Below are 24003 nucleotides of genomic sequence, written 5' to 3'. Positions count from 1 at the left end.
TCAGTCGGTTGTCCTGAGTGTCGGCTCAGAAGGTCGCTTTCAAGCCCACATAAAAGGACCGCGGGCGTGCGGGACTGAGCGAGCGCGCATCGGTGAATGGCGCCCCGCCATTTGCAAAATTCGGGATGGCACCGGTGTCGAAGAACGTTCCGTAGGTCGCGTAGCGGTTATCGAAGACATTGTCGACGCGTGCGTAGATCTGGAACGTCTTATCGATCTGATAGGAGGTGCGAAGATTGAAGACGGCGTATCCGGGCAGCTTTGCCGCCTGGTTGGATTCATCACCGACGAAATACTGGCTGCTGACGAACAGCGCATCGCCGCCAATTTTGAAGGCGTCCGTGATCGAATAATCGACACTGGCCTTGATGCGGTGGCGCGGGATCGCCGGAATCTGGTTGCCCGGTAGAATCTGCACGTTGCCCTCGGCATCGGCAAACGGACTGTTGGAGCCGACCTTCAACGCATTGAGGAAACGTGCGTCCACGAACGCGTAGCTTGCGCTCATCTGCAGCGCAGATGACTTGAGATTGACTTCGGCCTCGACACCTTGCCGCCGGGTGTCGCCGACGTTCTGGAAATAGCCGAACCCCTGCAGCGCCGGGCTTGGAATGGCCAGGATGTCGTCGGTATTTTTGGCCCGATATGCGCTGAACTTCCAATTCAGCGTTCCGATGCCGAGTTGCTCGGTGCCGCGAAAGCCCGCTTCGACGGTGCGCGACACCACCTGCTGCAGCGGTGGATCGGAGACGAGGAAGGCCGCGATGATGCAGGGATGCGCCGGATCGGCGCACCCGAGTTCCAGCGGGGTCGGCGCGCGGTTGGCTTCGGAATAACTGGCGTAGGCGGTCAGCTCCGGCGTGATCTTGTAGGTGCCGCCGATGATGGGGTTGAAGCGGTCGAAGGTTTCGTTGCCGTTGAGAGACGTCCCCAACTGATCACGCAAGGCGATGCGGGCGTCATTGAAGCGGCCGCCGCCGGTGATCGAAAAAGCCTTCGTCACATCAAACGTGTCGAGTACATAAAGTCCGGTATATTGGTTTGTGGTACGTAGCGCGACCGGGCCGATCGACACCGGGCTGCCGGATTGTCCCAGAAATATGCCACTGCCGCTGACCACGAAATTGGGGCCAATCGAACCAAGTTCGGCGCTGGCGTTGTACCGGGTCGTGCTGTAGTCGAAGCTTGTGCCGATGACGAAACGATTGGTATGGCCAAACAGCTCATCGCTATTGGTCGCCTGCACCGATAGGCCTGTCGTCGTTGAGCGCGTCAGCGAGCGGTCAAGCTCGCCAAGAACGGCGTCGGGCGCAAAGGGATTGGCGAGCTGCGCGCCGTTCAGGCCATTTGCAGGCGTGGAATCATCGCGAAAGCACAAAAGCGTCGGATCGGCACATGGCTGCGTTCCGGTCGGATTTCCATCCACCACGCCCTGCTCAAAGAAACGCACATGCGCCGCGCTTTCGAGCGTCCAGGTCGGCGTCGCCTCGACCTTTCCCGTAAAGTTGAGATATCCGACACGGTTCTCGGTGGTCTGCGGTGTCGTATAGGTCGCGCCCCAAAATTGATCGAGCAGCTCGACCGGGACGGTAGCCGTCGCGCCAAACTTGTTGTCGGCTATCCCCATGTTCATGTGAAATTCGTTACCGTCGCTCCGGTAACCGACATCGCCGTAGAAGCGCCTGATGTCGGAGGGCGAGAAGTTACGAAAGCCGTCGTCATGAACTCCTTCCAGAGCGCCATACACGGCGAAATTGTCGACCTGCTTTCCCCATTGCGCCGAGCTCTGGATGCGGCCGTACGAGCCGCCCATCGTATCGATCTCGGCACCGTGATAGATGAAGCCGTTTTTCATCTGGATGTTGACGGCCCCACCCAGTGCATTCAGGCCGAAAGCGGGATTATTGGTCACCATCGTAACAGACTGGATGGCAGCGGTCGGGATCAAGTCCCAATTGACCGTGTCACCGAAGGCCTCGTTGATGCGCACTCCGTTCTGATAAACCGCAAGTCCCTGCGGCGTACCCGATACCGGAGACGCGACGAAGCCGCGGAATTCCAAATTGGGCTGAAACGGATTGCCGGCGACGTCGGTGGTGTTCGTACTCGGGACGTATTGTTTGAGGGCATCCGTGACAACCGGCGAGCCGGTGCGCTCGATCTCGCTGGTGCCGACAACATTGATGCTGGCCGGCACCTTGTCGGCCTCCAGTCCTCCGCTTGACCCGGTTGCGAGCGGATAAACGCGGAGCCGCTCCGTCGAACTTGCAACCGGCGTTGCGCTCCTTGGAGGGCTCCGCTTCGGATGTTGTGTCGGCGCCCGGACGCGCAAAGTCGGCAAGACGTGGCCGCCCGCCGGCTCATCCTGTGCGAACGCAACCTCGGTCGCCAACATCAGGATCGCTGAAACCGATGCGATCAGCCGAACTCGAGCGCCCATTCCCGCCGTCCCCACCCCGTCCCGGACGTTCTGAATTCCGGTGTTGCGATGGGAGCGATATTAGTAAGCGGCGCGGGACACGCTAGCTGCAAAAGGTCGCGTTCTCTGTCATGACCTTTTCCTGGAACGATCGGGAAGAATTCCCGATCTTCTCGCTAATGCGCGGCTTTGGGGATGATCGCCTCCACCGTGACGCCGCCCTCGCCCGAGGCCACCGAGAGCGTGCCTCCCAGCGCCAATATCCGCTCGCGCATGCCGGTCAATCCAAGGCCGAGCCTATGATCGGGCCGCAAGCCGCGCCCATTGTCCCGCACGCGCACCAGAGCACCGCTTCGCCCGTCCTGTGTTCCCTGCTGCTGCTCAGCAGGCTCGATGGTGATGTTGACCGAGGTCGCGTCGGCGTGGCGAAAGACGTTGGTCAACGCTTCCTGGACCACGCGATAGATCGTCAAATCGGTCGTTTCGCCGGTTTCGCCGAGCGCACGCGAAATGTTGGTTTCTATGGACACATCGGGATGCGACTCGCCCCATAAGCGGAGCAGCGCCTGAAGCGCCCCGTGCAGTCCGAGTTCGGCAAGCCCCACCGGCCGCAGCTTCTCCAGAACCCGGCGATTGAACTGCTGCAGGGCATTGACCTGCTCGAGAATGGCGCTGCTGTGCTTCCCTACCGCTTCCCCAATCGGCTCAGGATTCTGCGACAGCCGCATCAACGCGCTCCCATGGGCGCGAAGCGAAAACAGGTATGGCCCAAACTCGTCGTGAAGTTCGCGGGCGATCTGCTTGCGTTCCAGGTCCTGCAACGAGACCGCCCGCTCGGCCAGCCTGCGCTTCTCCTCGACCGCTTCGCCCAAAACGGCCGCCAGATGGTTCAGCTTGGCACAGATCGCGGCCAGTTCGGGTGCTCCGCCGGGTTTGACCCGCACATCGTAAGACCCGCGCTCGATGCGAGTCATGGCCTGCGACAGCGCCTTGAGCGGCGCAAGAGCGCGACCGATGACCAGCATCGTGACCACGAAGAGAGCTACCGCGGTCGCGGAGCCCACCTCGAGCTGGGTGACGATGCCGTCCCAGATTTCGGCGATCTCGTCGTTCGGGTGCGAGGTGATCACGAGCCATTCCGGTTTTCCGTGGATCGAAACCGGAACATCAACCGCCGTCGTCTCCGGGTGAACGAGACTGACGAACCAGGCGGGCGGCGCGTGGGGATCGTCGCTTTCGGCGACGCGATCAACGCGCGGAGCTGCTCCCGCCTCGCCCCGGCGTGTGATGCTGACGTGACGAAGCCGGCTGAGATCGCCCGCGATCTGCCTCAACTTCGCATCGGGATCCGGAGCCTCGTTCAAGTCCGCCGCGACCGTTTCGATAAAGGCGCGCGTCAATCGGATGACGCTTTGATCCTCGGCCTGGACGCGCGGCCCTGCCTCCACGACCAGCCGCGCGATGTTGATGGCAAGGCCCAGCGCCAAAACCAGTGCCAGCAGCAAAGTGATGCGCGCGCGCAAGGAAAGTCTCTGCCACATGCCATTCGCCCCCGACCGCCGCATTTCGCTTCCTTGAGAAGCGTTGACAGATAAATGAGCCGACTATCTAATCCAGCGTATAGCAACATTGCTCGCGATGCATGGGCCGGTGTGGACACGCATCGCGGAGAGATTTTGGCGAGCGTTCGGTTTAGTGCGCTGCAACAAAGCGGACCGGCGCGGCTGTTTGGGACCAAGGCCGATGCGTGTTTTGATCGTTGATGATCATCCCATTGTCGCTTCGGGCTGTCGGGCCGTGCTCGCCGACGAAGGCGAGATGATGATCTTGGAAGCCGCCGACGCGGAAAGCGGCGAACGTGTTTTTACCGCCGAACATCCTGATGTCAGCGTCATCGACATCAACCTGCCGACGGTGTCGGGATTTGAGCTGGCGCGGCGCATCCTTGCGCGCGACGCCTCGGCCCGCATCATCATGTTCAGCATGAACGATGATCCGATCTTCGCCGCGCGCGCGATCGAAGTCGGCGCGAAGGGATATGTCTCAAAATCCGGCGATCCTTGCGACCTGGTCGAAGCCATCCGGCAAGTCGGAAGCGGCGGAACCTATCTGCCGAGCGCGATGGCGCGCAGCATCGCCTTTGCCGGACCGGCATTCGCCCAAAGCCCGCTGTCAAAGCTGACTTCGCGCGAGATGGAAATTTTGCGCCTGCTCAGCGCCGGCAAGAGCCTCTCGGAGATCGCCTGGCTGGTCCAAGCCTCATACAAGACGGTCGCCAACACGGCCTCGATCATGCGCCAGAAGCTCGGCGTGCGTACGTCGGTCGAGCTGGTCCGGCTGGCAATCGAGAGCGGCGTTGCTTAAAGGGACCATATTGCATCCATAGGTTCGATAGCCCAACGCTCCCGCCATCGCATTTGCGCAGGATTGAATCTCATGACGATACAGACGGTTTCCCGCAACAAATCATATGGCGGCATGCAGGGCGTCTATCGGCATGCCAGCCAGCAGACCAAGACCGACATGACGTTCTCGGTCTATGTCCCGCCGCACCAGGACGGAACAAAACTGCCGGTCGTGTTCTATCTCTCCGGGCTCACCTGCACGCATGCCAATGTGACGGAGAAGGGCGAGTTTCGCAGCGCATGTGCGGAGCTGGGCCTGATCTTTGTTGCTCCCGACACCAGCCCACGCGGCGCCGATGTGCCCGGCGATCCCGCAAATGCCTATGATTTCGGGCTCGGCGCGGGCTTTTATGTCGACGCGACGCAAGAGCCCTTTGCGCGCAACTACCGTATGTGGAGCTACGTCACGGAAGAATTGCCGCAGCTCATCGCCGAAAATTTCCCGGCTGATCCGAAACGCCAGTCCATCCTGGGGCATTCCATGGGCGGACACGGCGCGCTCACGGTTGCGCTGCGCTACCCCGAGCGCTACCGCGCGGCAAGCGCCTTTGCGCCCATCGTGGCGCCGTCACAAGTGCCCTGGGGCATCAAGGCACTCGGAGGCTATCTCGGTGCCGACAAGGGAACCTGGCGCAAGCACGACACCGTCGCTTTGATCGAAGACGGGGCGCGGTTCTCCGAATTTCTGGTCGACTACGGCGATGCCGACCAATTCCTGACCGAGCAGCTTCGCCCGGAATTGCTGAAGGCCGCCTGCGAGAAGGCCAAAATTCCCCTCACCCTGCGCCGCCAAGAAGGTTACGACCACAGCTACTATTTCATCTCGACCTTCATGAGCGATCATCTGCGCTGGCACGCTGCTCGCCTGAAGGCTTGAACCCGCACTCTATTGCGGCTGCGGCGCACCGTAATTCGGGGCAAGCAACCGGTTGCGCACGAGATAGGCCGTCGCGCGCGACCAGGATTCGTCATTGTTGCCGCGAAGGTCGGCGTTCATCGCTGTAACCAGATTTCCCGTATGCGCGTCCCGCATGGAGATGCTCATGATCAGGATGAGCTCGGAGACCTTTTGCACGACGCCGGTGACGTAGAGATCGGCGCCGAGTTGCTGCGCCAGCTTGACGTCGCAGCCGCCGCAGGCCTGCAGATTGCTGGCATGCGCTGCAGCATTGACCGGCGCGATGTCAAGGAGCTGGAACTTGCCGGATTCCGCAAGTTCCTTGCGTAGCTGATCGCCGGCCCGCATGAGCCGCTCCTGCTCGTCCTTTCGCGGCCCGCTCATCTGCCCCTGCAGGCTGGTGTCGAGCAGTTCGAAATCGAACACCGCGAGTTTGGGTTGACCGGCGCGTGCGGGCACTGAAATCGCGAGCGCTAGCACCATAGCGGCGAGCCATGCTCTCATGATGGTGATCCCCTGACGGCATGACGACAAAATGCGGGCTTGCAACACCAGCATAATTCAGTCTTGTTTCAAGCCAAGAGGCCTATCGTCGGTTCAGGCGAAGGATGAGTTTTCGGGAGGAATCATGGTCCGGTGGTTGATCGGCGCGGTTGGCTTGGGCTTGCTTGCGACGCCCGTGCTTGCAGCGGACCCGATCGAGATCGACATTGGCTACCTGCACCGCGCCGCCATCCAATCGACATTATCCCTGGTGGAGCAGCCGACGGAAAACAACGGTGTCGCGGGCGCGCGTCTTGCCATCGAGGACAACAACACGACCGGCAAATTCCTCAATCAGCATTTTACGCTCGACGAAGTCAGGCTCAAGCATGGCGATGACGTGGTCAAGACGGCCACGACGCTGGCCGGCCACGATGGTTTCATCATCGCCGATCTCCCCCCGGACGAACTGCTCAAGGTGGCCGACGCACTGCGCGACCGCGGCACCGTGCTGCTGAATGCCGGGGCGATCGACGATCGCTTACGCGAGGAGGATTGCCGCGCCAACGTCATCCATGTCGCCCCGACGCGTTCGATGCTAGCGGATGCGCTCGCCCAATATCTGGTGTGGAAGCAATGGAAGCGCTGGCTGCTCGTGGTTGGCTCGCACGAGAAAGACAAGCTCTATGCCGACGCGTTGCGCCGCTCGGCTATGCGTTTTGGCGCCAAGATTGTCCAGGAGCGTACGTTCGAGGATACCGGTGGAGCGCGCCGCACCGACAGCGGGGTGACGCTGATCCAACGCCAGATGCCTGTGTTCACGCAGCAGGCCCCCGCCTATGACGTCCTGGTCGCGGCCGACGAAAGCGAAGTCTTTGCCTCCTATCTGCCCTACCGGACGTGGGACCCGCGGCCGGTCGCGGGCTCCGCGGGCCTGGTGCCGACCAGTTGGGACGCCGCGCACGACCAATGGGGCGCAATCCAATTGCAGAACCGATTCGTGAAACTGAACTCGCGGCGCATGACGGCGCTGGACATGCAGGCCTGGACCGCGGCGCGCATGGTCGGCGAAGCGGCATCACGCACCAACTCCAGCGATCTCAAGAAGCTCGTCGACTTCATCAGAGGGCCGGACTTTGCCCTTGCGGCCTTCAAGGGCCAGCCGCTGACCCTGCGGGACTGGAATTTGCAGCTACGCCAGCCCATCCTGCTGGCTGATGGGCGCATGGTGGTTTCGGTCTCGCCCCAGGAGGGCTTTCTACATCAAGTTTCGGAACTCGACACACTCGGCGTCGATCGGCCCGAAACCAAATGCAAGCTGCGTTGAGGATGGAGTGAAACGCGCATGTGGCGCTACTGCCTGCTTCCCGGACTGGCCGTGTGGTTCGCGGCGATGTCGCCCGCGCAAGCCTTCATTGCTTATGTGTCGAATGAGAAGGGCAACACCGTCTCGGTGATCGATACTGACAGTTGGACCGTCACCGACACTATCAAAGTGGGCCAGCGGCCGCGCGGCATCGAGTTCTCGCGGGACGGAAAGTTCGTGATGGTCGCAGTCGGGGATGACGACACCATCGATGTAATCGATACCGCGAAAAAGCAGGTGGTCGACACCCTGCCCTCGGGACCAGATCCTGAATTGTTCACCCAGGATGCCGCCGGCAAGATCCTCTATGTCGCCAACGAGAACGACAACACCGTCACGGTCATCGATCTCGAAAAGCGCGCCCGGCTCGGTGACATTCAGGTCGGTGTCGAGCCCGAGGGCATGGCGATTAGTCCGGACGGCAAGATTCTGATCAACACCTCCGAAACCACCAATATGGCGCATTTCATCGACACGGCGAAGCGCCAGGTCGTTGCCAGCGTGCTCGTGGATTCCCGGCCGCGATTTGCCGCATTCAAGTCTGGTGGCTCCGAATTGTGGGTGTCCTCCGAGATCGGAGGCACGGTGTCCATCATCGATCCGGTCAAGCATGCGGTGACCGGCAAGATCGAATTCAGCATTCCCGGTTTGCGACGCGAAGCGATCCAGGCTGTCGGCATCGGTATCACGAAAGACGACAAGACGGCCTTTGTCGCGCTAGGTCCTGCCAATCGCGTCGCCGTGGTCGATGCGACGAGCCATAAGGTGATCAAATATCTACTGGTCGGCCAGCGGGTCTGGCACATGGCGTTCACGCCTGATGAAAAATACCTGCTGACGACCAACGGCGTTTCCAACGACGTCTCGGTGATCGATGTGGCCGCGCAAAAGGTGATCAAGACAATCCAGGTTGGAGAGTTGCCATGGGGCATCACGATGTCGCCGCGATGACGATGGCTGACTCGCCCGGCGGCGCGCAGGCGCAGTTGGCCGCAAATCCGAGACAGATGCCCGCCGACATACCGGCATTGTCGATCGTCGGCGTCAGCCATTCCTATGGCCCACGGCGCGCATTGGCCGACATCAGCTTTACGGTCGCGCCCGCGAGCTTCACAGCCCTGCTCGGCCTCAACGGCGCCGGCAAAAGCACGCTGTTCTCCCTGGTGACGCGCCTGTTCGGCATTCAAGCCGGACAGATCAGCATTTTCGGCCACGACATCAGCCGCGAGCCCAGCGAGGCGCTGCGGCTCATGGGCGTGGTATTCCAGCCGCGCACCCTCGATCTCGACCTGTCGGTCAAACAGAACCTGCTGTATCACGCCGCCCTGCATGGCATTGGGCGAGGCGAAGCCAGCCGACGCAGCCTCGAACTGCTTTCGCGCATCGGTCTTGCCGACCGCGCCGGCAGCAAGGTGCGCGACCTCTCCGGCGGCCAGATGCGGCGCGTGGAAATCGCGCGCGCCTTGCTGCATCGGCCGCGTCTGCTTCTACTCGACGAGCCGACCGTGGGGCTCGACGTCAAGGCTCGCGCCGACATTCTCGGTCATGTCAGGCAGCTCGTGGCGGCGGAACAGGGCATCGGCGTGCTGTGGGCCACCCATTTGTTCGACGAGATCGTCGCGACCGATGATCTCGTGGTCCTGCACCAGGGAAAAATGCTCGCGCGCGGTCGGGTCTCGGACGTCGTTGCCACGGCTGGAGGTCAGGACGTCCATTCCGCATTCATGCGCCTGACCCAGTCCATGGGCCTCGGAGGATCTGAGCCGTGACCACAACGACGATCAGCGACAGGGCAAGGGGCTTTACTGTTGGCGAATATATCACGTGTCTGACCGGCATCGTCTGGCGCGAGGGGCTTCGCTTCCTGCATCAACGCGAACGCTTCATCTCCGCCTTGGTGCGGCCATTGGTGTGGCTGTTCATCTTTGCGGCCGGATTCCGGCAGGTGCTCGGCATCTCCATCATCCCGCCTTATGAGACCTACATCCTCTATGAGGTCTATATCGCGCCCGGGTTGATGGCGATGATCCAGCTCTTCAACGGCATGCAATCCTCGCTTTCCATGGTTTACGACCGCGAGATGGGCAACATGCGCACCTTGCTGGTGAGCCCGATACCGCGCTGGTATCTTCTGTTCAGCAAGCTCCTGGCCGGCACGGCGGTTTCACTGCTGCAGGTCTATGCCTTCCTGCTGATCGCCTGGTTCTGGGACATCGAACCGCCGCCGATCGGATACCTGACGGTGCTGCCGGCGCTCGTCCTGTCCGGGCTGATGCTGGGTGCACTCGGCATGCTGATCTCCTCCGGCATCAAGCAGCTCGAGAACTTTGCCGGCGTGATGAACTTCGTGATCTTCCCGATGTTCTTCGCTTCGTCGGCGCTTTATCCGCTCTGGCGGGTTCAGGAAGGCAGCCCGATGCTCTATTATGTGTGCCAGGCCAATCCGTTCACCCACGCGGTCGAACTGATCCGCTTCGCCCTTTACGGAAAGATAAACTGGATCTCCTTGGCCGTCGTTGCCGGCTGCACGGCCGTCTTCATGATCGGTGCGATCCTGGCCTACGATCCATCGCGCGGCTTCAGCCGCCGCGGCCCTGCCGGAGGTGAAACATGAGATGGCCGATCATCACGGGTGCACTGCTCGCGCTGGCGGCATCGAGCCAACTCTGCCATGCCGCCGATCCGCGCTACCCCGATTGGCCGTGCGCCCAGGCCAAAGTACCGGAGATTTCGCTGGCCGCAGTGTGGGCCGGTCCGCCGATCGACGATGTGCAGAACAAATGGAAGGATGATCCCAAGGTGAGCGCATTAGTGACGAAAGTCGCCGCAAGGCGCACGCCCCTTGAAGAAGCAGAGAAAGACGTCAAGGACTTTTTGGCGAACTCGGCGGGCGACAAGGTGATGGCCGGCAAGCTTGTCTTCGCAGGCCTGTTCGAGACGCTCAATGCCGAGCGCTCGTCCGTGATGAACGGGCTCGAACGGGTGATGCGCAAACAGCGCGATGCGGCGGACAAAATCCGGTCCGACACCATCAACCTGCAAAATATGCAAAGCTCCTCGTCACCCGATCAAGCCAAGGTCGACGAGCTCAGCAATCAACTGCTCTGGGAGACGCGAATTTTCGAAGACCGTCGGCGCGTCGTCAAATATGTTTGTGAAGTGCCGACCACCATCGATCAACGACTATTCGCGCTTGGCCGCGAGATCCAGCAGGAATTGGAATAGCGCGGACGGTATGCCGCAAGCCCTCCGCGTCGATTGGCCCGGCTGCAGGGAACTGGAGCCTGCTGCGCGGGAACCAAATCCAAGGCTGACCTCTTGTTGCAGGACCGCAAAATCGGAGGCGTCGATGAAAGCAGCAAAGAGCATTCTGGCGAGCGTGATAGCCATCAATGTCGTGGCAAACGTAGCGCTGGCCCAGAACGACGTTGCGGGAATGATTACGCAGATTAACCGCCTCAACGGCACCGTTGCGATCCAGCAGATCCAAGACAACACGGTCGGCGCAAGCACCGGCGGCCCGACCGAGGAGTTCAAGGTGCAAGACGGGAAACTGCTCGATGCCGTCCATGCCGGCGACAGAGTGACCTATTCGCTTGCCGGAAATGGCTCCAAGACCATCACCAAGCTTCAAAAACGGTGACATTCCGAAACAAATCCTGACCGCGCAACGGATTGCATCGACGGTCGAAGCCCGCGCCACGCTCCGCTAATGGGAAGGTGGCGTCTCCTCATCAGGGCGAAGCTCGGGCTGCGCCTCCGTCAGCGGCAGGTTGGCACGCTCCCAGCCATCCGTGCCTTCCGGATACCAGGCAACGTTGGAATAACCGTAGGAAAGAATTCGCTTGGCGGCGTTCCACGACATCCAGCAATCGGCCTGACAATAGACCACGAGCAGCGCGGCTCTGTCGCCGTGAGATGCGCGCGCAACGCCGCGCTGCAAATAGTCCTCGGTCATCGGCGCCAGTCTTCCGTAGCCGGTGTCAGGCAACCAGATGCTGCCGGGAATATTGAACCGCGGCTTGTCGCGCCAGACCGTTCCTTCAGGCAGACCTTTCGGTTTTGGCGGCCGCGGCAGCACGTCGATGAAGACCCCGCTGTTCGCGCGCCAGATCGCCGCAGCCTCGGCGGTCGTCAACACCCGTGCTCCGGTGAGCGTCGCCGGCACCGGCGCGCGGTAGTTCTCGGTTCGGTAATCCCGGGGTTCTGTAACATTCGGCTGCGCGACGGCTGCTGATGCGATGCCCAGCAGGATCACGCCCGCCAGCTTTGGCCTCATGGCGACTTTGATGCCGTCTCCAGCGTGATCGGCTGGTCGTTCTCGTCGAGCAAGGGCACGCCGAACTCGAGCAATATCTTGTTGATCGCCGGCTGGTTCTCTTCGATCAAGCGGTTGAGCTGCCGCTTCCAGTTCTGGTCGGAAGGCCGAACGCCCATACCTACTCGATAGACCAGTTTCGGCCCCGCGGTTTCCTTGACCAAAGGCGTGACGTGCAACACCGCTCCCGCCTTCTTGGCATAATACCCGGCCATCGGCCCCCAGAGCACGCCGGCATCGATCGCGCCCGAGGTGAGATCCTTGATCATGGCTTCCGCCGAGGAATCGACACGCGTATCGATCATCAGCGGGTAAGGCTTTGCGTTGGCCATCAGTCCATCGACGGCCATGTAGGTCGCGGGCGGCGTACCGGCGACGATGCCGATATGCTTGTCTTTGAGGTGCTCGTCTTCCAGCGTCGTCACCTCCTCGAGGCCGCTCCCCTGTTTGGTAACGAGCGCATAAGCCGTGCGATAATAGGGGTTGGTGCCTTGCGCGAGATCGTCACCTTGCGGAAAGCCCATGATGACGTCGCAGCGATGGGAGCCGAGCGTATTGCGTACGAAGCCGCTGGCTCCGGGATAGTAGGCGTAATCCAGCTTCTTCTGAAGCTTTTCGGCAAACAATTCAGCGAGCTTGTTTTCGAAGCCCTCGCCCTGCTCGTTCGAAAACGGCATGTTGCGAGGGTCGGCGCACACCCTCAATACCTTCGGATCGACCAGCTCGATGGAGAGATCGCCGCTCTCATTGACCTGGGCTCGCGACGCCGCCAAGCCGCCCAAGGCAGCAAAGATCGCGAGCAACGAAACTCCCAGCCAGCGTTGCAGCGGGCCACGCGTCGTCGCACACAGTCGCGGTTCCAGCATCGGCATCGTTGCAAACCTCCAGGAGATCTCTTCAATGAGAGGCGATACGTTGAAAGCGATAGAAGCCCATCAAAATGCTATGCTGCTCACTTCAGGCGTGCAACGGCATAATCGGCGCGACGGCGGTGCCGCGCGTGCTGCAATGCAAACGGGCATCGTGGAACAGACATTCTCGGCCTCCCTTCGTGGTGAAACGGAGGCGACGATATGATCCATAGGCTATGGACGCTCGCCTCACTGGTCCTGCTCTGTGCCTCGACAGTTTCGCAGGCAGGGCAACAGGAGTTGCCCGTGACCCAAATCGCGCCCGGAGTCTACGTGCATCAAGGCGTGACCGCCCTGATGTCACATGACAACGACGGCGCGATTGCCAATGTTGGATTTATCGTTGGCGAGAATGCGGTGGCGGTGATCGATACCGGCGGCAGCGTCCGCGAAGGCCGGCAGTTGCTCGCTTCGATCCGCAGCCGCACCGATAAGCCGATCCGGTATGTCATCAACACCCACGCCCACCCGGACCACCTCTTTGGGAATGCGGCTTTCAGGGGCGGCGATACGACTTTCGTCGGCCACAGAAATCTGCCAAGGGCCCTGGCGACGCACGGCCAGTTTTACATCGACGCCTTTCGCCGGATCATGGGCTCTGAACTGATCGACGACGTACGGTTGATAGCTCCGACCCTGCTCGTCGAGGACAGTCTTAAGCTCGACCTGGGGGCACGTCCCCTCACCTTGCGGGCCTGGCCGGCAGCGCATACCGACAACGACATCACCGTCTTTGACGAGAAGTCGGGAACGCTGTTCGCGGGCGACCTGGTCTTTGTCGACCACATTCCCGTCCTCGACGGCAATCTGCGCGGCTTTCTGGGCGCGATCGACGCACTTGGTGCCATGCCGGCGCAACGTGTCGTTCCCGGTCATGGCCCGGTGAGCGCATGGCCTGCTGCGCTTGCCGAGGAGCACCGCTATTTCGAAACATTGGCTTCGGATGTCCGCGCCTCGCTCGCGCGCGGCGAGCCCATAAGTACTGCCGCCACCAAAGCCGCGGCCTCGGAGCGGCCGCGTTGGGCACTCTTCGACGATTATAATGCCCGCAACGCAACTGCAGCATTCGCCGAAATGGAATGGGAATAGTAACGACAATGACCTATATTGAACGCGGTGCTTCCGTCGTCGCGAGGACTGCAATCATGCTCGGACGTCATTTCCGTATGCTTCGTATGGCTGCTCTCGTGAGCGGGCTGGTCGGAGCCTCGCCCGCCCCGGTGCTGAGTACGGAGGCCTATGATCCTTGGCCCGGCCTGGTGCAGGACATTTTCAGTAACCGTCCGATCAACGATGGCAGCGATGTGATCGCCATCGAAATGCCGTATCGCGCCGAGGATGCGGCAATTGTGCCGGTCACGCTACGCACCAAGCTTGCGCCCACTGACAGCCGCCGCGTGGTGGCGATTACGCTGGTCATCGACCAGAATCCCGCGCCCATGGCCGCCAGGTTCGAGCTCGGACCCGATGCGCATGTCTCGGAGATTTCAACGCGCGTTCGGGTCAACAACTATACCGACGTCCATGCGGTGGCCGAGCTCAGCGACGGCAAACTCTACGCGACCAAGACTTTCGTCAAAGCATCCGGGGGCTGCTCGGCGCCGGCCGCGAAGAACGCCGACGAGGCCCAAAATCAGCTTGGCCGGATGAAATACCGGCAATTCAGCCGGTCAGACCAGGCGCCGGCAGATGGCGCGCGCGAAGCGCAGATCATGATCCGCCATCCCAACAATTCCGGATTGCAGATGGATCAACTGACGCAACTTTATATTCCGGCTTTCTTCGTCAACGAGCTGCGGCTTTGGCAGGATGACAGCCCCGTGCTGGCGATGGAAGGCGGAATTTCGATCTCGGAAGATCCCAACCTGCGCTTCACCTATGTTTCAAACGGCGCGAAGCGCTTCCGGGCGGAGGCCAAGGATACGGCCGGTCATGTGTTCCGGAGCGAATGGAAGGTCGACACGTCGGGAAGCTGATGGGGCGGGTCTTCGCCCGCATCAGCGGGCGACACAGCTCAGAAACATCTGACTTCCGCCTCGGCCTGGGCGCGTCTTAGGTCGCCCACCGCGCTTGCCGCCTGTTCGGAAGAGCGAAACTCGCCGCCAAGATTTCCCCGCACCTGCGACATGCTCAAGACGGTTTCGGCGGTGACATACCGGTCGTACGGCAAGAGCGAAGCAATCACGTCGATCGAACAAGAACATTGGTCGATGGCCTGCCGCGTTTCGCCGTTCGCCTTCATGCAGCCATAGACATACTCCGCACGCGCTGACGTCGGATAATCGTTGACGTCCTTCGCGTATGCCAACGCCGCCGTCGCCGCCAAAAGGGCGCCTGCCGTGACAATAAGTCGTACCCACCCGCTATGCGTCAATGGCCTTCCTCCGCTCGAAATTGACGCTATGCTATTCCTGCGAGGCTGAAAAGAAGACGTTCGAGGAAGCGCTCACAAGCCAATGAAACGCTTGCTTTGCATGCTCATTGCTGCGGCCGCCTTTGCCGCAGCACAGACTAATGTCTGCAGGGGTGCGGAAACCATACGCGTTGCGGTGCAGAAGACTGGAACGTTTGCCTGGGAACTTGCGGTCATTCGCGCGCATGGGCTCGATAGACAGGCGGATATCTCACTCCAGGTTCAAGAACTCGCAAGCCCGGAGGCGGGTAAGATCGCGCTTCGCGCCGGCCAGGCCGACATCATCATCTCCGACTGGCTATGGGTGTCCCGCGAGCGTGCGCTTGGGGCCAAGTTAACTTTCTATCCCTATTCCAGCGCGCTCGGCGGAGTGATGGTGCCGAACTCCTCTCCCATCAAGACCTTGGCCGACCTGAAAGGGCACAAGCTGGCCATCGCCGGCGGTCCCCTCGATAAGAACTGGCTGCTGATGCAGGCTTCGCTGCAACGGGACGGCATTGACCTGAAATCGGAGTCGACCGTCGTTTACGGCGCGCCACCGCTTCTGACGGCCGCGATGCTCAACGGCGATGCGGACGCTACGCTGAACTACTGGAATTTTTGCGCCGCGCTCGAGGAGAAGGGCTTCCGTCGGATCGCCACGACCCAGGACCTGGTGACCAAACTGGGCGCCGAGGGCCCTATCGCCATGCTGGGCTATGTGTTCGATGAAGGCTGGGGCAGCACAAATCGCGACGCGCTGACGCGCTTCATCGAAATGACGCGAAAGGCAAAGGAGATCCTGGCAAATTCGGATACCGAGTGGAACAGCATTTCGGGGCTGACGGGGGCTCCCGACGCGCCCACCTTGAGGGCCTATCGCGAGCGCTATCGCGAAGGCATTCCGCGGCGTTCGATCGATGATGAAGAGAAAGATGCACGCGTTCTCTATCGCGTGCTGGCGACGATTGGCGGCCGCGAACTCGTGGGGCCCGGACCAGAGCTCGCCCCGGGCACATTCTACCACTTGATCCCCGGAGATTGAGGTGTTGCGCTTACTGTCATTTGCCGTGTTTCTTGGCTGCTGGTGGATCGCGGCCGTGCTCGCCGGCAGCACGAAGCTTCCGACCCCTCCGGCGGTCCTGAACGTAGCAATGACCGAGGCTGCCTCCGGGGCATTGTTTCTGAATGTCGGCGTGACCTTGGCACGCGTTGTCTTGGCCTTCACGCTTGCGATCACGCTCGGCGTTGCCATCGGATACTTGATGGGACGGGTCAGATTGGCCAACCGGCTTGGCGATCCCTGGCTGATCCTGCTCCTCAATCTTCCGGCGCTCGTCGTCATTGTGCTGGCCTATATCTGGGCCGGATTGACGGAGGTTGCCGCGATCGCGGCGATCGCGATCAACAAGCTACCGGCGACCGTGGTCACGGTGCGCGAGGGGACGCGCGCGCTCGATTCTTCGCTTGACGAAATGGCGACCGTATTTGCCATCCCGCGCTGGAGGGCATTCCGGCACATTATATTGCCGCAACTCGCGCCCTATATCGCCGCTGCATCCCGTTCCGGGCTATCGTTGGTCTGGAAGATTGTGCTGGTCGCGGAGTTGCTCGGCCGTCCAAACGGCGTTGGCTTTGAAATCGGCGTGGCTTTCCAGCTCTTCGACACCCCTCGCTTGCTTGCCTATTCGTTGAGCTTCGCAGCCGTCGTGCTCGTCATCGAAACGGCCTTGGTGCAGCCCTTTGAAACCAGGCTAACACGGTGGCGACTCCGTGCGGCTTGAGGTCGATATCGCGGGGAAAGCGTATAAGAGTGCGTCCGGCAAACGGCACGACGTGCTGGCCGGCATTAAGTTCTCGCTGAACTCGGGTGAGGTCGGGGTGTTCGTCGGCCCTTCCGGCTGCGGCAAGAGCACGCTGCTCCGCATCCTGACCGGCCTCGACCAGGACTACCAGGGCACGATCTCGCGTCCACAAGACGCGCGGATCGGCATGGTATTCCAGGAGCCGCGGCTTCTGCCCTGGCGATCGGTCGAAGATAATGTGCGACTTGCAGCGCCGCTGATCGATGAAGCCAGGCTTTCCGAACTGTTCTCAGTTCTGGAACTGAGCGCGCATCGTAACCATTTTCCGGGCGAATTGTCGCTCGGCCTCGCCCGGCGTGTGGCTCTGGCCCGTGCGTTTGCGGTCGAGCCGGACTTTCTTATCCTCGATGAACCATTTGCGTCGCTCGACAAGGCTCTCGCCGTGCGTATGCAAGACGAGATCGTCACCCTCGTGGCAAATCGCTCGGTGCTGACGATCCTGGTCACCCATGACCTGGACGATGCCGTTCGCCTCGGCGATCGCCTGTTCTTGTTATCGGCAAGACCCGCGCGGATCATCGCAGATATATCCGTCCCTGCACCGCGCAGCGTGCGTGGCGAAGCCGAAATTGCCGCAATAAAGGCAGAGATCACGCGGTGGACCAATGGCGGTCGCACCGAGCAGAGGCCACATGGGCAGTGATTGCAGCATGTGCTAAAAAGCACCAGCGGCGGGGGTTGGCCATGAAACGGGTGATCGCAACCGCACTGCTCTACCTTGCTATCCCGGCGACCGTGGCGCCGGCGCAGGATATGACGCGCTATATTGATATGTCGTCGCCCGATATGACCTCGGCGGAAATGACCCGCGGCGATGTCGAGGCTGCGCTTCACACCTCAAATGCTGCGACGCCCGCCGATTTCACCGGAAAGAAACTGTCCGGGCTCGATCTCTCCGGCCTCGATCTTTCCGGTGCGATCTTTCGCGCGGCCCGGCTCAACAGAACGAAACTTGCGGGCGCAAAGCTCGATCGCGCGGTCCTCGATCAGGCATGGCTGGCCGAGGCAGATCTGACGGGCGCAAGCCTGAAGGGCGCCACTCTCTTTGCCTCTCAAATGCCTCGCGCGCGTCTCGATGGCGCGGACCTGTCGGGAGCGCGCGTTGCCGCCGACCTGTCTGACGCGAGCCTCGTCGGCGCGTCGATCGAGGGCGCGCATCTGGGAGCCGACATGCGCAACCAGTCGATGGGCCTGATGCGCGCGGTGTTGAAATCCGCCAATCTCGATCGACTGAACGCACGGGGCGCGGACCTGTCTCGCGTCGATCTGGAATTTGCGTCACTCAAGCAAGCCGACTTGACAGGCGCGTCCCTCAAGGGCGCCCAGCTTGGGGGCGCCAATCTGACCGGGGTTACCGTGATCGACACCGATTTCGACGGCGCCGATCTGACATCCGCCAAGCTCATCGATCCAATTGGGCTTGAACGCGCCAAGAATTTCGATCATGCGAGAAATCGCGAACGTCTGATCAGAGAATGACGGCGCAAGCGGTACCTTAGGAAGGGTTTGGCTCATGCGATGGATTTTGGCTGCGATTGCGCTCTTGCTCGCCGGCACGGCCGCATTATCCGCGCAAGGCAAGGGCGTGCGGTTATGGAATCTGACCGCTTCGACCATTTCCGGATTTCAGCTCTCGCCTGCCGGAAAGGACGAGTGGGGACCGAACCAGACGCTGAACGACAAAGACAAGGAGGTCGACCACGACGAACGCCTGAGGATCACAGGCGTGGAACCGGGGCGCTATGACGCCAAGGTGACCTATCCGGATTCACGGCAATGCTTCGTTCGGAATATCGAAATCAAGGCAGATGCGGTGTTTTCGATTGCCGACAAGGACCTGAAGGACTGCAGCAAATAGCCCTTGCAAGGACGGTCTGTCAGCCCGCGGGAATCGTCTTGGCTGCGTCGGCCTTGTCGTCGCTGTGCGGATATTCGCAGCGCCACTTCACCGCCGTCCACTTGGGGTGCTCCCCCACCCACTGGGCGATGTAAGGTGGGGCGGCCATGGCGCACTGCGCCAAGGAGCCACCGCTCGAAAATACCATACGCGTCTCTTGGCAGGTGTTGGGCGATAATACCGCGCACACCGTTATGACCAGGGCCATCGGATTCATGCCTAACATTCCTGCGTTGGCTTCAATCGGAGGAATACCACGATGAACTACGCGAATCCGCTCGGCAAGTTTCAATACGGCGTGAAAATTCCCCAACCCGGTTTCGCCCGCAATTGGCCTGGCTGGCCTGCTCTGCCGCTAGGAACCCGCCGGTGCACTTAGGTGGCTCACGAAAAGCGTGAGAATTAAGCGATTGGACTGACGTCCGAAATACTTACGTCCGAAATCTTGGGCGAAATCTTGGAAACGTCTGCCACGGCTCGATGCGATCGAGCCGGGCAGATCGCTTTGCTGTGTTACTTGCGCGCTGCGCAGGCGTACATGTTGATTTCCATGCCCACCGGCACTTCGACAATCTTCGGAGTCTTCCAAGTCATTCGGGGGGTCCTCCCAAGTATGTTGGCCAACTTTTGGCGCGATGCTTGCGCCGACACCAAGGGTAGGGCCGCCTCGAGCCTAACGCAAGTGGTTGCCTGGCGTCCGTGCGGGGCATCGCTCGCTTTTGCCCGGCGCACATCCGATGCCTTGTCGACTGCCCTCCCCTCCACTATTCCAGCAAGCGCAACAGCGCTCGCCCGGCCCTGGATTTCAGCTCCTTGGCGTCCAGCGTTCCATCCTTGTCCGGATCGGCCGCGTTGAACCGTTGCTCCACGACGGCGAGGTACTCGTCCAAGGTCAGCGTGCCATCGTGATCGGGATCGGCGGCCGCGAGCTCGCGCGCACTCAGCCGTCCTCCCAGCTCGCGCCTGTCGAGCGTGCCGTCATGATCGCGATCGAGCTTGGCGAACAGCGCCGATGCAGCCTTCTTCGTCTCGGCAAGGTCCAGCGTCCCATCATTGTCGGTGTCGAACATCTTGATTGGATCGGGGCGACGCCCTGCCGCGAAAACCTGCAAATCTCCGGTCGCGAACGCGGTCGCGGCCAATGTCAGAAGCACAGACCGGCGCGATACCATGATTTATTCTCCTTCCTGGTTGGGCCAAATCCGTGAGATCAAGGTAACGCGCGCGGGTCCTCGCCGCCAGCGTCGAACCGTCACTATCCTTTGGACAGTGGAACACGACGGCCGGCCTGAACGAACCGAGAGCCTGCACATTGCGGGTTTCGGGTGGAGGCGCGGATTGCGAACCTGTTTAATCGGAGATGCGCGGCATGCGCCGCAGCAAGACGTGGGTTGCGGAGCAAATCATGCGACCATATTGCCAATTCCTGCTCGCTTCAGTGCTCGCGATGGGCGTTGTATTGTCGGCGTCTGCCAAAGACAGGCTGCCTGATCCGGTCAGGCCGCACGTCGAATCATCCGACACACCAGCTACCCTGACCGGCAAGGAGCGCCTCGGCCGAAAGTGGACGGACGAGCAGCGGATCGACAATTGCAATGTGCCGACCGACAAGCGCGGGACCAAGCCGCGCCCAAGCGCTTGCGCCGGGGCGGCACCAGGGTCTTAAAACCTGCGATCGACGAGCAGCGGCGGCGCGGACCGGCGAAAAACGTTGCTTGGCCGCAGCTCTTGGCCGCACCTTATGTCTGAGCTGCAGAACCCGCGTGTTGGGCCCGGTGGATGGACGACGGCACAACGCCAAAATACTTCCGGAACACACGGCTGAAGTGCGAGGAGCTTGAGAAGCCCCACGAAAACGCGACGTCGGTGATGGTCTTTCCGGCATGCGTTTCCAGCTCCTGCCGGCAGTTCTGCAGTCTCGCCCGCCAGATATAATCGCTGACGGTCATGCCCCTTTCGCTGAACAGCATGTGCAGATAACGCTTGGTACAGCCCAATGCCGCCGAAATCTGATCGATGCAGAGATCAGGATCGCGCAAATGCTCGCGGATGAAGGCTTGCGCCCGTATGTACATCGCCTCCGGCCCGACGCGATCGAACGTCCTGTCAGCTTCACGAAGCGGCAACAGCAACAGGTCGATCAGCGATTCGGCCACGCCGGCTGCGCTGTTCGGCGACAGCTTGGTGGCCTCGTCAAACGCGGCATGCACGAATTCGTGCGCGATCCTGCCAGTTCCCGCGCGCGAGGAGAGTTTGCACGCCGACATGCGCTCCGTATGGAAGCCGCGCTCCCGCAGCAGCTCTTTCGGCACGATGACAACATCATGCCGCGTCAGCATCGGGCTGGTGATCGTATGCGGGCAGGATACGTCGTAAGCGAGAATATCGCCCGGAACGATTTCCATCCGACGACCGTCCTGCTCGAAATAGGATATGCCGTAAGTCTGGAAATGGATCTTGATGTAGGGGTGTTCGGTCGATCTTATCCGCCAGTCGGTGTGGCCAACGCGATGCTGACTCGCCTCGATCTGGCAGAGCTTCAGGCGGGAGACCGTGGTGTAGTTGACCCGACCATCCAGAGACGAGGCCTCCAGCGGATCGATATCAAACCGACCGCACAGATCGGTCAAGGTATCTGACCAACATTGGACCTGCTGCTTCGGCGACAATCCGGAAGTGCTGAGCGAATGGACTGTATCGGACATTTCCAGCCACCGATTTGAAAGCAGCGCATATCGCTGCGAAGGACCCGGCCATGATACAAACAGATTACCTCAACTTGAGGCAATGTTAGAGTTTAAGCTGTATTCCTCCTGACATCCCTTTGATGATCCTCCGCCTTACTGGCTGCGTCGTCAAGAAAAACATCGGGCGCAATGTGCTAGCGACCTAGCCAAGCGATTTGACCGGCGCCGTGAATTGATGCTCCGCAGCATGGATGCGGCGCCCACAAAACGCCTTGCTCGAGGCAAAAAAGTTCATCCGGTTTCGCTTTCGAGCAAACCCGTTTCGCTTTTGGGCAAGTTTCCCATTGGTGAACCGGCTAGGAACGACGCCCGAAATCGAAGCAAAGCGGGCCGTTGCCACGGCACCCGATCTCACCTCAGGAGGAGACACTCGAAATATCCCACAGCATGCGTCCACTGGCCGGAGGAAGGCCAGCGGGCAAGCGACGTGACGAGCCAAACAAACGAAACCAGGGAGGACTTAAGTATGCGCAAGGTGCTTTTGGCTACCTTTCTTGGCTCCGCAGCGGCACTCACCGTAGGCGGTGCTTCAGCCAATGAAGACTTAATCAAGATGGCGCAGAACCCAAAGGATTGGGTGATGCCGTCGGGCGACTATGCCAATACCCGCTATTCCAAGCTCAACCAGATCAATGCGTCGAACGTCGGCAAGCTGCAGGTCGCGTGGACCTTCTCGACCGGCGTGCTGCGTGGCCATGAAGGCGGACCGCTCATCATCGGCAACATGATGTACGTCCACACGCCTTTCCCCAACAAGGTCTATGCTCTTGACCTCTCACAGGACAACAAGATCGTCTGGAAGTACGAGCCCAAGCAGGACCCCAACGTCATCCCGGTGATGTGCTGCGACACCGTTAACCGCGGCCTGTCCTACGGCGATGGCAAGATTTTCCTGCACCAGGCGGACGACAAGTTGATCGCGCTGGATGCCAAGACCGGCAACCTCGCTTGGAGCGCGACCAATGGTGATCCCTCCAAGGGACAGACCGGCACGTCGGCCCCTGTCGTTATCAAGGACAAGGTGCTGGTCGGCACGTCCGGCGGCGAGTTCGGCGTGCAGTGCAGTATGACTGCTTACGACATCAAGTCCGGCAAGCAGGTGTGGAAGGCCTATTCCGAAGGACCGGATGACCAGATCCTTGTCGATCCGGAGAAGACCACCGCGCTCGGCAAGCCGGTCGGCAAGGACTCCAGCTTGAAAACCTGGCAAGGCGATCAGTGGAAGATCGGCGGCGGCTGCACCTGGGGCTGGATCGCGTACGATCCGCAGCTCGACCTCGTCTATTACGGTTCGGGCAATCCCTCGACCTGGAATCCCAAGCAGCGTCCGGGTGACAACAAATGGTCGATGACCATTTTCGCGCGCAACCCGGATAACGGCATGGCGAAATGGGTCTATCAGATGACGCCCCATGATGAATGGGACTATGACGGCGTCAACGAGATGATCCTCAGCGATCAGCAGGTCGGTGGCCAGGCCCGCAAGCTTCTGACCCATTTCGATCGCAACGGGCTGGGCTATACGCTCGATCGCGCAACCGGCGAATTGCTGGTCGCCGAAAAGTACGATCCGAAGGTCAATTGGACCACCGGCGTCGATATGGACAAGAACTCGCCGACCTACGGCCGTCCGAAGGTCGTGGCGCAGTTCTCCACCGAGCACAACGGCGAAGACCACAACAGCAAGGGCATCTGCCCGGCCGCGCTCGGCACGAAGGACGAGCAACCGGCGGCGTACTCTCCGGATACGCAGCTCTTCTACGTCCCAACCAACCATGTCTGCATGGACTATGAGCCGTTCAAGGTGAGCTACACCGCGGGCCAGCCCTATGTGGGGGCGACGCTCTCGATGTATCCGCCTCCCGGCGACCACAACATGGGCAACTTCATCGCCTGGGACGGCAAGACCGGCAAGATCGTCTGGTCGAACCCCGAGCAGTTCTCGGTCTGGTCGGGCGCGCTCGCGACTGCCGGCGGCGTTGTGTTCTATGGAACGCTTGAGGGATACCTCAAGGCTGTCGATGCCAAGACGGGCAAGGAGCTTTACAAGTTCAAGACCCCGTCCGGTATCATCGGCAACGTCACGACCTATGAGCACAATGGCAAGCAGTACGTTGCAGTGCTGTCCGGTGTCGGCGGCTGGGCGGGCATTGGTCTCGCGGCTGGCCTGACCGATCCGACCGCGGGCCTTGGCGCCGTCGGCGGTTATGCGGCACTGAGCAACTACACGGCCCTTGGCGGCACGCTCACAGTGTTCGCGCTGCCGTAAGTCAGACGAAGCCATCTCGCTTCCGGCGCGTGG

Annotated in this window: 27 protein-coding genes; 17 read left to right on the top strand and 10 right to left on the bottom strand. The window is 60.9% G+C overall.

What is annotated here, in order from left to right; translation table 11 throughout:
- Positions 1-25: 25 nt before the first annotated feature.
- Both P6U23_RS15345 and P6U23_RS15340 read right to left on the bottom strand, forming a co-directional pair.
- On the bottom strand, positions 26-2440 hold the full coding sequence (locus tag P6U23_RS15345) for a TonB-dependent receptor (protein ID WP_407180551.1): 2415 nt from the start codon (positions 2438-2440) through the stop codon (positions 26-28).
- A gap of 155 nt (positions 2441-2595) precedes the next feature.
- The gene (locus P6U23_RS15340; protein WP_407180550.1) at positions 2596-3960 is read right to left on the bottom strand and encodes an ATP-binding protein; all 1365 of its coding nucleotides are present in this window, start codon (positions 3958-3960) and stop codon (positions 2596-2598) included.
- A gap of 202 nt (positions 3961-4162) precedes the next feature.
- Here P6U23_RS15340 and P6U23_RS15335 point away from each other — a divergent pair, with 202 nt between their 5' ends.
- Positions 4163-4783: a response regulator gene (locus tag P6U23_RS15335; protein ID WP_407180549.1), complete on the top strand. Its 621-nt coding sequence runs from the start codon at positions 4163-4165 to the stop codon at positions 4781-4783.
- Between the two features lie 72 nt (positions 4784-4855).
- Positions 4856-5701 carry an S-formylglutathione hydrolase gene (gene fghA / locus P6U23_RS15330; RefSeq protein ID WP_407180548.1) on the top strand — a complete coding sequence of 282 codons (846 nt, stop codon included), beginning with the start codon at positions 4856-4858 and terminating at the stop codon, positions 5699-5701.
- 9 nt (positions 5702-5710) lie between these two features.
- Here the strand turns inward: fghA and P6U23_RS15325 are convergent, their stop codons facing one another.
- Complete coding sequence (locus P6U23_RS15325; protein WP_407180547.1) at positions 5711-6226, bottom strand: DUF3280 domain-containing protein; 516 nt, start codon at positions 6224-6226, stop codon at positions 5711-5713.
- A gap of 124 nt (positions 6227-6350) precedes the next feature.
- Here P6U23_RS15325 and P6U23_RS15320 point away from each other — a divergent pair, with 124 nt between their 5' ends.
- From P6U23_RS15320 to P6U23_RS15295, 6 genes are all read left to right on the top strand, one after another.
- Positions 6351-7532, top strand: a complete 1182-nt coding sequence (locus P6U23_RS15320; RefSeq protein ID WP_407180546.1) for an ABC transporter substrate-binding protein — start codon at positions 6351-6353, stop codon at positions 7530-7532.
- A gap of 18 nt (positions 7533-7550) precedes the next feature.
- Positions 7551-8522, top strand: coding sequence for a YVTN family beta-propeller repeat protein (locus P6U23_RS15315; protein WP_407180545.1), 972 nt, complete (start codon positions 7551-7553; stop codon positions 8520-8522).
- A gap of 56 nt (positions 8523-8578) precedes the next feature.
- Positions 8579-9340 (top strand): ABC transporter ATP-binding protein, encoded by a 762-nt coding sequence (locus tag P6U23_RS15310; protein WP_407181473.1) that lies wholly within the window; start codon positions 8579-8581, stop codon positions 9338-9340.
- Positions 9337-10185, top strand: a complete 849-nt coding sequence (locus P6U23_RS15305) for an ABC transporter permease (RefSeq protein ID WP_407180544.1) — start codon at positions 9337-9339, stop codon at positions 10183-10185. The genes P6U23_RS15310 and P6U23_RS15305 overlap by 4 nt, the downstream gene beginning before the upstream one ends.
- The gene (locus P6U23_RS15300; RefSeq protein ID WP_407180543.1) at positions 10182-10796 is read left to right on the top strand and encodes a hypothetical protein; all 615 of its coding nucleotides are present in this window, start codon (positions 10182-10184) and stop codon (positions 10794-10796) included. Before P6U23_RS15305 ends, P6U23_RS15300 begins: the two co-directional genes overlap by 4 nt.
- 124 nt (positions 10797-10920) lie before the next feature.
- Entirely contained in the window at positions 10921-11214 is a 294-nt protein-coding gene (locus P6U23_RS15295) for a copper-binding protein (protein ID WP_407180542.1), read from the top strand.
- Between the two features lie 66 nt (positions 11215-11280).
- Here the strand turns inward: P6U23_RS15295 and P6U23_RS15290 are convergent, their stop codons facing one another.
- Positions 11281-11850 carry a PQQ-dependent catabolism-associated CXXCW motif protein gene (locus P6U23_RS15290; RefSeq protein WP_407180541.1) on the bottom strand — a complete coding sequence of 190 codons (570 nt, stop codon included), beginning with the start codon at positions 11848-11850 and terminating at the stop codon, positions 11281-11283.
- Positions 11847-12755 (bottom strand): substrate-binding domain-containing protein, encoded by a 909-nt coding sequence (locus P6U23_RS15285; protein ID WP_407181472.1) that lies wholly within the window; start codon positions 12753-12755, stop codon positions 11847-11849. The genes P6U23_RS15290 and P6U23_RS15285 overlap by 4 nt, the downstream gene beginning before the upstream one ends.
- Before the next feature lie 34 nt (positions 12756-12789).
- On the opposite strand from P6U23_RS15285, the gene P6U23_RS15280 reads away from it, so the two are divergent.
- The 3 genes from P6U23_RS15280 (at position 12790) to P6U23_RS15270 (ending at position 14776) form a co-directional block, all read left to right on the top strand.
- Positions 12790-12966 (top strand): hypothetical protein, encoded by a 177-nt coding sequence (locus P6U23_RS15280; RefSeq protein WP_407180540.1) that lies wholly within the window; start codon positions 12790-12792, stop codon positions 12964-12966.
- On the top strand, positions 12963-13889 hold the full coding sequence (locus P6U23_RS15275; RefSeq protein WP_407180539.1) for a quinoprotein relay system zinc metallohydrolase 2: 927 nt from the start codon (positions 12963-12965) through the stop codon (positions 13887-13889). Before P6U23_RS15280 ends, P6U23_RS15275 begins: the two co-directional genes overlap by 4 nt.
- A gap of 86 nt (positions 13890-13975) precedes the next feature.
- Positions 13976-14776 carry a quinoprotein dehydrogenase-associated SoxYZ-like carrier gene (locus P6U23_RS15270; RefSeq protein ID WP_407181471.1) on the top strand — a complete coding sequence of 267 codons (801 nt, stop codon included), beginning with the start codon at positions 13976-13978 and terminating at the stop codon, positions 14774-14776.
- Between the two features lie 38 nt (positions 14777-14814).
- Here the strand turns inward: P6U23_RS15270 and P6U23_RS15265 are convergent, their stop codons facing one another.
- Positions 14815-15126, bottom strand: coding sequence for a hypothetical protein (locus P6U23_RS15265; RefSeq protein ID WP_407180538.1), 312 nt, complete (start codon positions 15124-15126; stop codon positions 14815-14817).
- 130 nt (positions 15127-15256) lie between these two features.
- Here P6U23_RS15265 and P6U23_RS15260 point away from each other — a divergent pair, with 130 nt between their 5' ends.
- From P6U23_RS15260 to P6U23_RS15240, 5 genes are read left to right on the top strand one after another with little or no spacing between them, the layout of a single operon-like run.
- Entirely contained in the window at positions 15257-16237 is a 981-nt protein-coding gene (locus P6U23_RS15260) for an ABC transporter substrate-binding protein (protein ID WP_407180537.1), read from the top strand.
- 1 nt (position 16238) lies between these two features.
- Complete coding sequence (locus P6U23_RS15255; RefSeq protein WP_407180536.1) at positions 16239-16976, top strand: ABC transporter permease; 738 nt, start codon at positions 16239-16241, stop codon at positions 16974-16976.
- Positions 16966-17700: an ABC transporter ATP-binding protein gene (locus tag P6U23_RS15250; RefSeq protein ID WP_407180535.1), complete on the top strand. Its 735-nt coding sequence runs from the start codon at positions 16966-16968 to the stop codon at positions 17698-17700. Before P6U23_RS15255 ends, P6U23_RS15250 begins: the two co-directional genes overlap by 11 nt.
- Before the next feature lie 41 nt (positions 17701-17741).
- Positions 17742-18536, top strand: a complete 795-nt coding sequence (locus tag P6U23_RS15245) for a pentapeptide repeat-containing protein (protein ID WP_407180534.1) — start codon at positions 17742-17744, stop codon at positions 18534-18536.
- A gap of 34 nt (positions 18537-18570) precedes the next feature.
- A complete protein-coding gene (locus tag P6U23_RS15240; RefSeq protein WP_407180533.1) occupies positions 18571-18915 on the top strand; it encodes a hypothetical protein in 345 nt (114 codons plus the stop codon).
- Positions 18916-18934: 19 nt separating this feature from the next.
- Here P6U23_RS15240 and P6U23_RS15235 read toward each other — a convergent pair whose 3' ends face one another.
- From P6U23_RS15235 to P6U23_RS15220, 4 genes are all read right to left on the bottom strand, one after another.
- Positions 18935-19171, bottom strand: coding sequence for a hypothetical protein (locus tag P6U23_RS15235; protein WP_407181470.1), 237 nt, complete (start codon positions 19169-19171; stop codon positions 18935-18937).
- Positions 19172-19467: 296 nt separating this feature from the next.
- On the bottom strand, positions 19468-19548 hold the full coding sequence (pqqA, locus tag P6U23_RS15230; RefSeq protein WP_035721241.1) for a pyrroloquinoline quinone precursor peptide PqqA: 81 nt from the start codon (positions 19546-19548) through the stop codon (positions 19468-19470).
- 170 nt (positions 19549-19718) lie between these two features.
- Positions 19719-20126 carry an EF-hand domain-containing protein gene (locus tag P6U23_RS15225; RefSeq protein ID WP_407180532.1) on the bottom strand — a complete coding sequence of 136 codons (408 nt, stop codon included), beginning with the start codon at positions 20124-20126 and terminating at the stop codon, positions 19719-19721.
- A 567-nt stretch (positions 20127-20693) separates the two neighbouring features.
- Positions 20694-21659 carry a helix-turn-helix domain-containing protein gene (locus P6U23_RS15220; RefSeq protein WP_407180531.1) on the bottom strand — a complete coding sequence of 322 codons (966 nt, stop codon included), beginning with the start codon at positions 21657-21659 and terminating at the stop codon, positions 20694-20696.
- A 508-nt stretch (positions 21660-22167) separates the two neighbouring features.
- Here P6U23_RS15220 and xoxF5 point away from each other — a divergent pair.
- On the top strand, positions 22168-23970 hold the full coding sequence (xoxF5, locus tag P6U23_RS15215) for a lanthanide-dependent methanol dehydrogenase XoxF5 (RefSeq protein WP_407180530.1): 1803 nt from the start codon (positions 22168-22170) through the stop codon (positions 23968-23970).
- Positions 23971-24003 lie beyond the last annotated feature (33 nt).

It is taken from the genome of Bradyrhizobium sp. STM 3562 (genome assembly GCF_045571435.1).
Taxonomy (GTDB): Bacteria; Pseudomonadota; Alphaproteobacteria; order Rhizobiales; family Xanthobacteraceae; genus Bradyrhizobium.
Note: the sequence above shows the minus strand (reverse complement) of the source record. Positions and strands in the feature narration are given on the sequence as shown.